9 protein-coding genes and 1 pseudogene are annotated in these 11,874 nt (G+C 54.9%); 1 reads left to right on the forward strand and 9 read right to left on the reverse strand.

Going from position 1 to position 11,874, the window contains the following annotated elements; all coding sequences use genetic code 11:
• Window positions 1–5: 5 nt before the first annotated feature.
• The 4 genes and pseudogenes from speB to ACR0DT_RS06670 all read right to left on the reverse strand — a co-directional run bounded on the left by speB (window position 6) and on the right by ACR0DT_RS06670 (window position 4,586).
• Window positions 6–986, reverse strand: coding sequence for an agmatinase (gene speB, locus ACR0DT_RS06655; RefSeq protein ID WP_170352649.1), 981 nt, complete (start codon window positions 984–986; stop codon window positions 6–8).
• Window positions 987–1,311: 325 nt separating this feature from the next.
• Window positions 1,312–2,019: pseudogene (locus ACR0DT_RS06660) on the reverse strand (IS6 family transposase).
• A gap of 337 nt (window positions 2,020–2,356) precedes the next feature.
• A complete protein-coding gene (locus tag ACR0DT_RS06665) occupies window positions 2,357–3,247 on the reverse strand; it encodes a DUF2950 family protein (protein ID WP_480709962.1) in 891 nt (296 codons plus the stop codon).
• Between the two features lies 1 nt (window position 3,248).
• On the reverse strand, window positions 3,249–4,586 hold the full coding sequence (locus ACR0DT_RS06670; protein ID WP_480709963.1) for a DUF3300 domain-containing protein: 1,338 nt from the start codon (window positions 4,584–4,586) through the stop codon (window positions 3,249–3,251).
• Window positions 4,587–4,789: 203 nt separating this feature from the next.
• Here ACR0DT_RS06670 and ACR0DT_RS06675 point away from each other — a divergent pair, with 203 nt between their 5' ends.
• A complete protein-coding gene (locus ACR0DT_RS06675; RefSeq protein ID WP_480709964.1) occupies window positions 4,790–6,727 on the forward strand; it encodes a DUF3604 domain-containing protein in 1,938 nt (645 codons plus the stop codon).
• 262 nt (window positions 6,728–6,989) lie between these two features.
• On the opposite strand, the gene ACR0DT_RS06680 is transcribed toward ACR0DT_RS06675, so the two are convergent.
• The 5 genes from ACR0DT_RS06680 to ACR0DT_RS06700 form a co-directional block, all read right to left on the reverse strand.
• A complete protein-coding gene (locus tag ACR0DT_RS06680) occupies window positions 6,990–7,697 on the reverse strand; it encodes an IS6 family transposase (protein ID WP_480709965.1) in 708 nt (235 codons plus the stop codon).
• 82 nt (window positions 7,698–7,779) lie between these two features.
• The gene (locus tag ACR0DT_RS06685; protein WP_480709966.1) at window positions 7,780–8,787 is read right to left on the reverse strand and encodes a LacI family DNA-binding transcriptional regulator; all 1,008 of its coding nucleotides are present in this window, start codon (window positions 8,785–8,787) and stop codon (window positions 7,780–7,782) included.
• A 5-nt stretch (window positions 8,788–8,792) separates the two neighbouring features.
• A complete protein-coding gene (locus ACR0DT_RS06690) occupies window positions 8,793–9,962 on the reverse strand; it encodes a dihydrodipicolinate synthase family protein (RefSeq protein WP_480709967.1) in 1,170 nt (389 codons plus the stop codon).
• Window positions 9,963–9,966: 4 nt separating this feature from the next.
• Entirely contained in the window at window positions 9,967–10,275 is a 309-nt protein-coding gene (locus ACR0DT_RS06695; RefSeq protein WP_480709968.1) for a Dabb family protein, read from the reverse strand.
• A 2-nt stretch (window positions 10,276–10,277) separates the two neighbouring features.
• Complete coding sequence (locus tag ACR0DT_RS06700) at window positions 10,278–11,864, reverse strand: GMC family oxidoreductase (protein WP_480709969.1); 1,587 nt, start codon at window positions 11,862–11,864, stop codon at window positions 10,278–10,280.
• Window positions 11,865–11,874: the final 10 nt, after the last annotated feature.

Genomic DNA, 11,874 nt, shown 5'->3' on the forward strand with positions numbered 1-11,874 from the left:
ATTGGCTATTCTGAAACGGCCCGAGCTCCTCTGGCCCAGGCTTTCAGGCAAAGAAGTTCTGCGGCGATCATTGCGGCTGCGTTGGAGGTCATCTCCGCATGATCAAACGGGGGGGAGACTTCGACCACATCCATGCCGACTGGATCGAGCCCCTTCATGGCCCGGATTATGGCGAGCGCTTGGTAGCTGGTAAGCCCGCCCGGGACCGGTGTGCCCGTCCCGGGAGCAGTGGACGGATCGAGGCAGTCTATGTCGAAGGTCAGGTAGGTCGGACCATCCCCAGCGGTGGACAAAATGGTTGCGGCAATCTCTTCAGCTGGAGCAGCATGTACGGCGTCTGCATGCAAGATTTTCATGCCATAGGTCTCTTCGCCCTCGAAACAGGTGCGGATGCCCACCTGAACGGTCCGTTGCGGATCTATGATGCCCTCGCGAACCGCTAGGTTGAACATACTGCCGTGATCCATGCGTCCACCCTCGTCGGGCTCGACGTCCCGATGGGCATCAAACTGGATGAGACCGATTGGGCCGTACTTCTCAGCATAGGACTTAAGTACCGGATAGGTGATGAAATGATCGCCGCCCAGAACAAGGCTGGCCGTTCCTCCCGAGATTATCTCCGATATGTGGCGCTCTATGGCCAACGGGACGTCTTGGGGCACGCCCCAGTCGAAAACGCAATCACCGTAATCGATTGCTGCAAGCGTATCGAATGGATCAAACCGCCAGGGCCAAATTGGGCCCCAGGCATGTTGAGCGCTTGCCTTGCGAATTGCCTCTGGGCCAAAGCGGGTTCCAGGACGGTTACTCACAGAAAGATCAAAGGGAACTCCGGTGATCGCTACATCCGCCCCCTCAAGATCCTTTGTGTATTTGCGGCGCATAAAACTCAGAGCGCCGGAATAACTGGGCTCAATCTGTGAACCTTTGAGTGCGCCACGGGTAAAGGCGGCATCGATGCCATAGGATTTAAGGTCTGTAGCCATGGTGTTTTGGTCAGTTTCTTGTGATAGGTTTCATGGCTTTTTCTATTCTCATTATCGGCTGGATGCTATCTGGTGATCTTGATCTTGCAGCCGATTTTCGGCGGCGCAGTGATTATCTTAGTTGCAAAATCAATCGAATGTCAGCTTTCGGCAGAGGTCCTTGCCTATTATGCGGACACAACGAAAGTCAGCTTTCCGCCCTTTCGGGCCCAAGGACCAAGGTTTCGCTGGGCGGTTCAAGGCCGACGATCGGCCTCGAACTTTGTTTTCTGGGTGCTGTCAGACGAATTCGAACCAGTCTCTATTAGGCCAGTGACGCTGTCCTTTATCCAGCACCAAGTTCGCGCCACTCGGCAAGAGCGGCGCTTCGTGTCAACTTGAAGGTGTCTCGGCTGGCTAGCGATCTTTCCTGGTTGAAGTGGTTGTAAACGGAGGAATGGACGGAGGCGAATTTCTGCAAACTTCGCATGCGCCTGAAACGTTGCATCGCGCGTTCGCGTCGTCGAAACGGCAGGTGCGAGTTCTCGACGCGGTTGTTGAGCCACCTTCCCGTCTTATGTGTTTCGAGCGCGCCCAGCTCTCTGAGCGCGGCTCTGTATGAGGCGAAGCGATCCGTGACGACGTTTTCCGCTTTACCGTGTCGCTTCATCAATTTCCTGAGGAATTTCAACGCGGCCTGCTTGTTTCGGCGTTTGGTGACGATTGCTTCCAGCACTTCGCCCTCATGATCTACAGCCCGCTAGAGGTAGTGCCTCTTGCCATTCACCTTCACGAAAACCTCGTCTACATGCCACTTCCATTTGGAGAACGCGCGCAACTGCTGAACACGCTTCCGTCTGATCTCAGCAGCAAACATTGGGCCAAACCTATTCCACCAATACCGGACAGTTTCGTGACTCACGTCGATGCCTCGCTCGTGCAACAGATCTTCGACATTCCGAAGCGAGAGCGGGAAACGGATGTACAGCATCACCGCAAGACGGATGACCTCTGGGCTGGTTTGGAAGTACTTGAAAGAGGCAGGTCTGGTCATGGGAAAAAGCTACGCAACACCCCTGCCCCGCTCAAGCAATGTTATTCTGACAATACCCTTCTAAGGACTGAAATGGGCTCGATGCGGTCATTCAGTGAAATCTGCTCAACGTCTGTTGCGCGGACTTTTCCGTTAGTTAGCCAAATCATAAAAAAGCAATAGAATGGATCAAAATCGGACGACGGCCACTTTGTTCACCGTTACAAACGCGTTTTGAGACCGATCCTTACTGAACCGGTTCGAGTACTCCGAAACAATTGAACTTAACCTAGCCAGATACAACGCAAAAAGCGGCTTTACCCAGGCGCAAATCCTAAGCGTCGCTATCAATCAACTATTACTCTGCTGGTAACCAATTTGCGTCGGGATCGTAGATTGTGATTTCACCTATGATATTGAATGTCTCCGGCCCAAAATCAGCCTCGTAGATTATGCCGTTTTCGCTAACCAGAAAGGAATGGATGCCAGTTTCCCCATATTCAGAAGGTACTGCCAGCAAGGCATGTCCCGCTATAAAATGATCACCAACAAAGTAGGAATAGGCACCTCCTGGTGCATTCGGCCCCTGACCCTGCAAGATCGTGTAATAGTACCCTAAGAATGGTTCGGCTTCATAGTCGACCTCACCGTCGCTCCACCCGTAAGCTGCGGCTCGGGCAAGTGCTGCACCAACGAAGCTGTCATCTTCTGGCCAGAAAAGCCCGTTTCGCTTTCCTGGATCGGAAATGATCGTCTGTGCGAATTCCATGACGCCATCACCGTTGTGATCCTGAAGGCGGAATGCGGCTTGAAGATCAACATAGGCCTCAAGCAATTCGATCACTTCCAATTCATTCAACCCGATTTCGCGGGCTGAGAGTTCCTCGATCCCAGCTTCCAAGTCAAAGCGCCAACCGTTTTCTGTTTGAAGAATTGGGATCGGAAAGGGCCAACTGTCTTCACCCAGAAGAAGTACAACCCCATCACTCTCTGGCTGAAAACGGTACCCTTCAGCGTACATGCTGAGCACTTCTTTCCGTCTTTCTTGATCTTCCGCTGGATCACCCGTTCCAATCAAATCTTCGGCTTCGGGTCCGAAAACTGCGAGTAGCTTAATCTGATCATTGGCCTTCAACGCATCAACAAATGCGTCCAATGCGGTTTGAGGAGTATCAAATTGCGCTCCGTCCGACAGCGCCGTGCTTGTGGTCGCAGCTATCAACAAAACTGAAAGTACCGATCTTAGCATGTTACCGTCTCCGCTTGCCCTTGGCGGCGTGCCCACGCTTGGACGCGCTTTGTGTTCTGCTGCCGGACGCATTTTTCTTCATCGCTTGCCCCTTGGACGCCGCTGGCTTGCGCTGGGTGGTTGCAGCTTTCTTCGCTTGCGGCTTCTTAGCGGTCTGCGACCTTTGTGCGACAGGTTTTTTCGCCGCATCCGGACGTTTGGTACGATCGATTACCTGCTGTTTTGCTGCAGCTTTATCCCGATCGACATTGCCGCGGTTCACCTGAGGCAGCGACTTGTTCCCATTGCTCCGGTTTGCCAGAGCACCGCCAGCAACAGCCCCTGCGCTCGCGCCGACTGCGGCCGCAGCAGCCGCACGGTCCCGGCTTATGTCTGAAACACCGGTCTCGCGGCTCAACTTAGCGCGCAGTTCATCCGTTCGACCCTCAGGACGATTAACCGGCAATTCGCCGCGACCACTTTCAGGTCTTTTGTGATCGGCAATTTTGTCTCGGGCCTCCTGTTGACGGTCAGGATCGGGTTTCCAACCGATATCCGTTCGGTCACCCAGATCTATGTCATTACCGATATTGACGTTGCCATCGACATCAATGTCGATGTCAGGGTTTCTGTAAATCGGGCCACCACCCCAGCCGCCGCAGTTTCGGCATCCCCAATAGTCATACCAATCGTCGTCATCGTCGAAAATCTCGTCGATTAGAGCCACGGCTCCAAAAGTCAGCAAGGCCGCGCCCACAACATCTCCGGTTGAGGTGCCAGTATAGACAGTCTCAGGATTATACTGCGGGACGTACACTGTTTCGGGCTGTGTCGGAGTAATAACAACAGTTTCCTCATCAGTTACCTCGACAGTTTGCTCGGGCCCTGAAACAAGAGCGCCGCTGTCAATCGCCTGATCCCGCATTACTTGAACTGCACTCATCACATCATCGGATTGGGCCAGCATGGCTGTTCCTACCGTCTCGGTCCAATCGATATGGGTGGCCATTTGACCGACGACTTCCGGGAAGGCTGTTGCCAATACAGTGACGGAAGGATCCCAGCCCATGGCTTCGATTTCCGGTTCAAGTTCGACGGGCTCACGGTCGGCGTTGTCCAGCAAATACCGCTCTGCCTTTACAATCTCTAGTGGCTGTGTTGCTGCGACAAATATCTGTATGAGTAACGTGTCGGGGTAAAGAGCCACCGGAGCGACCAATGTCTGCAACTCTGCGTCAGTTAGCAGGTCTGATGAAGTCGCCGTGTCCTCTTCCGTCTCAATGGCTTCATCAGATGCCTCTTGCGCAATGAGTGCAGTAGATGCGGCAAAACTGAGAGCAATTATTAGATATCTAAACATATTGCGATCCTTCAATTTATCCAAAGATCACCTAAGATTGCGATTCTGACAACCGGACCGCAATAGAGATGGTTTTGATCTAGTTTCGACCATCCTATGAAATCTGGGCGAGCATTCACTTTGGCCTCAAAGAGATCGTTCGCTGCACGGACTTTGCAGGCATTCGAACTTAGTCGGAATAAGTTCCGGATCAGAGTTGTGTTATGGTGCTTTCAATTAAGGAGGAAAAATTGTTTCGCTATGTTTTGCCAGCAGCTCTCATTCTGGGGAGCCCAGTCTTAGCTCAGGATGCAATAAATCCGTCAGGCCTTTCCGGTCCTTCCGGCCGACCTTATTCACCTTACGCCAAGCGCGCATATCCAACTCAAGTCTTTTTTGGTGACACCCACGTTCACACTGGTCTTTCCGGGGATGCTGGTGGAGGCGGTACGCGCCTCATGCCGCGTGACGCCTATCGATTTGCGCGTGGCGAAGAAGTTGTGTCGAATACGGGTCAACCTGTGAAATTGTCGAGACCGCTCGACTTCTTCATGATTACAGATCACTCAGATGCGATGGGTGCGATCACCGATATAATTGGGGGTGCTCCAAACATCTTGGCGGATGAACAAGGCAGGTATTTCCACGAAGAGTTCAATAAAGGCGGGGAAGCCGCCTTGGCGGCTGCGCTCGAACTTACTGCAGCTTTTGCACAAGGGCAGGTTTCACCGGCGTTAAATTATCAACCAGGAAATCCGGCGTACGCGCGTGTTTGGGACGGCATCATAGATGCCGCACAAGAGTACAATGATCCCGGCGTGTTCAGCACCTTTATCGCCTATGAATGGACATCTCTCGTTGCAGGGAACAATTTGCATCGAAATGTGATCTTTCGCGACGGCCCCGAGCTCACAAGACAGATACTGCCTTATACAACGACGCCGCCCGTCGGCTCACCTAATCCTCGTGATCTTTGGAAGTGGTTGGAGAACTATGAGGAAACCACTGGTGGGCGTGTGCTCGCTATCCCGCATAACGGAAACCTATCGAACGGTTGGATGTTCCCACTAGTGGATGACTTTGAGGAAGGGGTGCCTTTAGATCCCGCCTATGCAGAGGCGCGAAACAAATGGGAAAGGCTTTACGAACCAACACAGATAAAAGGCGACGGTGAAGCCCACCCGTTCCTGTCACCTGACGACGAATTTGCTGACTTCGAAACTTGGGATTACGGCAATCTGGATGCTTCTGTTCCTAAAGAGCTGGAAATGTTGCCCGGTGAATACGCACGATCTGGGTTGCTTCGCGGCTTAGCCTTGCAAAAGGCTTTGGGCGCAAACCCATTCAAGTTTGGCCTAGGCGGAGCGAGTGACACGCACACAGGTTTGACGGCTCCTGACAACGACAATTTCTTCGGGAAGTTCACCGGGTATGAGCCCAGCGCAGAGCGCAGCCAACATGTCAGTAAGACCTATGCTGACGGGACTGTTGCGCTGCTTTCGTCCCAATACATTACTGGCGGTTTGACAGCTGTGTGGGCGCAGGAGAATTCCCGCGAGGCAATCTGGGATGCGATGCATCGGCGCGAGACCTATGCAACTACAGGACCACGAATGCGCGTCCGAATGTTCGGAGGCTATGGCTTCAAAGAAGAAGATGCCCTGCGACGTGACTTGGCTCTGGTGGGTTATTCCAAAGGCGTGCCGATGGGTGGTGACCTCAGTCCTGGGGAAGGCGCCCCTTCCTTTTTAGTCTATGCACTTCGCGACCCCGTGGGAGCAAATCTGGATCGCATCCAAATCATAAAAGGTTGGTTGGACGCCGAAGGCCAACAGCAGGAAAAAGTCTATGACGTGGCTTGGTCTGGGGCCCGCGAACCAGATGCCGCCGGTAAGTTGCCCTCAGTCGGCACCACAGTGGACCTTTCTATCCCCTCGTGGACCAACACAATTGGGGCCTCTGAGCTGGGAACTGTGTGGCAGGACCCGGATTTTGATCCTTCGGAAAGCGCATTTTATTATGCTCGGGTTGTAGAAGTCCCGACCCCCCGATGGACCGCGTATGATGCCGTCAAATTTGGAATACAAATGCCAAGTAACGTCCCAATGACGGCACAGGAACGCGCATACACTTCACCAATTTGGTACTCGCCACAACAGTAGTACGATTTACGGTGTTCGCCTGGTTTGGGCTCGAAGCGGACATCCCCCGAAACGTAGCGAGCGACCGCAATGCGGACAAAGCTGTCGTTTGCCTCGGGCACCATCGATCGGTGAAATCGGTTTATAAACCAATAAAGAACTGGAACGGTTTTTCTTAGAACGTCACAACCGAGACCAATTTGCGTAACAGCAAAACAAATGTGGAAAAAGGTGCTGTCAGACAAATTCGAACCAGTCTCAGTTAGGCCAATAGGGCTGTCCTTTATGCCGCACCAAGTTGGCGCCACTCTGCGAGAGCGGCGGTGCGTGTCAACTTGAAAGTATTTCTGCTGGCTAGCGATCTTTCCTGGTTGAAATGGTTGTAGATGGAGGAATGGACGGAGACGAATTTCTGTAAACTTCGAATGCGTCTGAAACGTTGCATGGCTCGTTCGCGTCGTCGAAACGGCAGGTGCGAATTCTCGACGCGGTTGTTAAGCCACCTGCCCGTCTGTTGTTTTTCGGTGGCTCCCAGCTCTCTGAGCGCGGCCCGATACGATGCGAAGCGATCCGTTACAACTTTATCCGCTGTACCGTGTCGCTTCATCAATTTCTTGAGGAATTTCAATGCTGCCTGCTTGTTTCGACGTTTGGTTACGACTGTTTCGAGCACCTCGCCTTCTTGATCGACGGCGCGCCACAGATAGTGCCGCTTACCGTTCACCTTCACAAAGACCTCGTCGACGTGCCACTTCCATTTGGAGAATGCGCGCAGCTGCTGAACACGCTTCCGTCTGATCTCAGCAGCAAACATCGGGCCAAACCGGTTCCACCAATATCGGACATTTTCGTGGCTCACGTCGATGCCTCGCTCGTGCAACAGATCTTCGACATTCCGAAGCGAAAGCGGGAATCGGATGTACAGCATCACGGCCAAGCGGATGATCTCGGGACTGGTTTTAAAGTACTTGAAAGAGGCAGGTCTGGTCATGGGCAAAAGCTACGCAACCGCCCTGCCCCGCTCAAGCAATGTTCTTCTGACAAGACCTAACAATGTCCTGAATTACCATTGGCTATTCTTTACCTTTCGTGGTTTGCCTCAAAACCAAGCGCGTAGAAGTGCGCGCTTGCTGTGCCGGCGTAACTCCATCCTGCAGCCACAGCAAAACAGTGTCCGCCACTTGTTCGCCAAACTCAGAGACGCCGCAGTGTACCGTCGACAGTGCTGGCCAGCATTCCGAGGCTTCTTTGATGTCGTCGAAACCGACGATCTGAAACTCCGTGCCAATCTTAACTTGCGTTTCATGGCAGGCATTAATCATCCCAAAGGCAATAAGGTCATTAAAGCAAACTGCGGCGTCGCACTCCGGATGCTCCTTGAAAAGGCTGATCGTTGCTTCATGCCCAAATGAACGACTGGATTCCCCTGTCTTCACAATAGGCTGCAAACCATTGCGCTTCATTGCACCAATGTAGCCAGACAGTCTTTCCTGAGTGACTTCAGCGCCATCCAGGCCTCCGATGAAGGCGATGTTCCGCGCGCCTGTGTCTATCAGGTATTGCGTTGCCGCGCGCCCACCCTCTGCATAATCGGGGGCGATAAAGGGAAATCTGGCCGTTTCGCTGTTAACTTGCCGCAAGACCTGCATCAAAGGGATGCCGGCTCGCTCGACCGCGGACAAGGTGTTCGAGACATCGCCATAAGCTGGCGATAGGATCAAAGCGGAAACCCCATGCTCCAGCATCGCGCCCACCACCTGATCCTGAAGCTGGGGGTCTTCGTTTGTATTGGCCACTACGACCGCATAGCCTCGGGAACCCAGTGCCATCTGCAAGGACGTCGCAAACTCAGTGAAAAATGGGTTGGTCAGGTCGTTGATTACCAAACCAATAAGCGCCGTTCCCGTGGATCGCAGATTTGCCGCCGACCGGTTGTAGACATACCCAATTTCTTTCATGGCAGCATGAACCAGTTTGCGCGTCTCCTGCTTCACCTGCGGACTACCCTGCAACACTAGGCTTACAGTCGATTTGGAAACACCCGCCGAGTTGGCGACATCTATGATCGTGGGTCTGCGCATTCAGGCTATTGTTCAACTCCATGCAGGCTGAGAAGCGTGGTCATCCGTGCTTTAGCCAGTTCCGGGTCCGAGAGCAAACCGGCCTGATCCGCAAGTTTGAAGACCTGCGCGTAGTGGCAGATATCGCGGCTGGATTGGAACCCGCCCGGCATGATGAAATGGGACTGCGACCCGTTCAGCCACGCCAGATAGGCGATCCCGGCCTTGTAGAACCGGGTCGGAGCCTTGAATATCTCTCGGCTGAGCGGAACGGTCGGTGCGAACAACGCGGTGTAGCGATCCATGTCTCCCATCGCCAGCGCTTCTAGCGCCTGACTGGCGGCGGGGGCAATAGCGGCGAAAATACCCAGCAACGCATGCGAGAAATGCGTTCCATCCCCGGCAATTAGGTCCGCATAGTTAAAGTCATCGCCCGTGTATAAGCGCACGCCTTCCGGCAGCCGCGCGCGGAAGTCTTCTTCGTGGGTTTGATCCAGCAGAGAGATTTTGATCCCGTCCACTTTGGCCGGATTCTCATTGATCACAGACAGGACGAAATTGCTGGCGGTATCGACATTCGCACTGCCCCAATAGCCGGTCAGAGCAGGGTCAAACATGTCGCCCAGCCAATGCAGGATAACCGGTTCCGCCGCACCGTCAATCAGCGCTCGATAGACGTCATGATAGGTGTCCGGGCCCGCGTTGATGGCCGGGAACGCGCGCGAGGCCATCAGGATCAATTGACCGCCTGCCGCCTCAATCGCTTCGGCCTGATGTTCGTAAGCCGACAGGATTTCACCAGCGGTATTTAACGCGCTCAGTGGCAGGTGGTCTGTCCCCGCCCCACAGGCGACGCGGGGTGACATTGGATGCGCCTTTGCGGTCGTCATTGTCCGTTGGATCAGCTCCAACGCAGTCGCCCAATCCACACCCATCCCGCGCTGAGCAGTATCCATTGCCTCGGCCAGACCCAAACCCTGATCCCACAGCCCTTGACGAAAGCGCAGCGTCGCATCCCAATCCACCGCCGGACGCCCATTCCAGGGGTCGCGTTCCGCCAGCGGGTCCGAGACCACATGCGCCGCAGCAAACGCTGTGCGCGTCAGAGGCACTTTCGGCGCTCGTGGCCCCAACGGCGTGCCGGTCAGCGTATAGGGTTCAAGCTGCCCCTCAGGATTTGGCAAAATCAGTTTCATTTTCTCAAACCTCCAAATCCAGAACCAGAATACCGTCGATACCGCTCACAGCGTTCTCGACCAATTGTGCGCCCAGCGCTTTGTGCGTTTCGTTGTTTTGATAGTTCTCCAGCGCGGCCCAATTGTCGAAATCGATCACGAATCCATGCATGTATCCGCGTTCGATCTGCTCGGGGCTTTCACTGCGGCCTCCGGTGAACCCACTGGCCCCCGGCTGGGAACCGGCCACGGCTGCGAGACCTGCATAGATGGCCGCGATGGTCTCTTCGGTCACGTCGGGGCGGAACTTGGTCAGTACGATATGGCGGATCATGTTCAGAAACCTTGATCTTGTTTGATCATGTCGGCGGCTTTTTCGCCGATCATGATTGTGGGTGCATTGGTGTTCGAGGAATTGACCGTCGGCATGATCGACGCGTCGGCAACGCGCAGCCCTTCGATCCCATTGAACCGTAGGCGCGGATCCAAAACGGCTTCGTCATCGCTGCCCATCCGGCAGGTGCCTGCGCAGTGATGAGATGTTTTGGAGTGCACGCAGATGAAGTCGAAATAGTCCTGCTCGGTGCGCACGTTTGGCCCCGGCAAGCGTTCGGCCAAGACGTACGGCTTCAGCGCATCCTGAGCGAGGATGTTCTGCACCAGCTTCAGCCCACGAATGGACATCTCGCGATCATAAAGATCCGCCAGATAGTTGGGATCGATCAGTGGCATGACCGCAGGGTCGGAGCTTTGCAGCCTAACCGTTCCGCGCGACCTTGGTCGCAGGAAGCAGGCGTTCAGGGTGACCCCACCGTTTGGCATTGCCTCGACGCCCGCCTCGATGCCCGTGCCCAGCCCCAGATGCATCTGAATGTCGGGCGAGCGCGCCTTCGGGTCGGCGTACCAGAACCCACCCGTTTCAAACAGGCTGGATGCAACCGGTCCTTTGCGGGTGAACGCGTATTGCAGCGCGGCGAGGGCCGAGAGGTGCAGCTTGGCGAAACGGTCATAGGTGTGCGGCCCGGTCACTTCGCAGATCGAGTACAAATCCAGATGGTCTTGCAGGTTCGCGCCGACCTGAGGCTGATGACAAACCGCGTCGATGCCGAGACCGTCCAGGTGATCCGCCGGACCGATGCCCGACAATTGCAACAAACGCGGTGAACCAATCGCGCCCGAGGACAAGATGACTTCTTTCGCGGCGGTAATCTTGTCGCCGGTCATCATCTCGATGCCCGTCGCCCTACCGTTCTTCACCATGATGCGGCGGACCTGTGCGCCGGTGCGCACCGTTAGATTGGGGCGGCTGCGGTTCGGCGCAACAAACGCCATCGCGGCAGATGAGCGCCGAGCGTTGCGCTGGGTCAGTTGATAATACCCCGCGCCGTCCTGTTTGGCGCCGTTCACATCGCGTGTTTCTGGAATGCCCACCTGCCCCGCGGCCTTGATATAGGCGTCGCAGATTGGCAGAGGCGCTGCGGGCATGGACACGCCCAGCGGTCCACCCGTGCCGTGGAATTCGCCTTCGTAAGTGTCGTTGTCCTCGGACTTTTTGAAATAGGGCAGCACGTCGGCATAGCTCCACCCCTCGCAGCCCATCTGCCGCCAGTCGTCGTAATCCTGCGCCGCGCCACGAGTGTAGATCTGCGCGTTGATTGCCGACCCGCCGCCGATCACCTTGGCCTGCGTGTAGTTGAACACCTTGTTCTGCATGTGCTTTTGCGGAACCGTGGACCAGCCCCAGCTGCCGATGCCCTTGGTCATCTTTGCGAATCCGGCGGGCAGGTGAAAGAACGGGTGGCGGTCGGTGGACCCGGCCTCAAGCAACAGCACTTTGGCCGAGGGCTCTTCGGACAGGCGCGCGGCAATGACCGAACCTGCCGAGCCGCCTCCGACAACAATGAAATCAAATCCTTCAGACATTTTGATGTGC

It is taken from the genome of Ruegeria sp. BI11 (assembly GCF_056538005.1).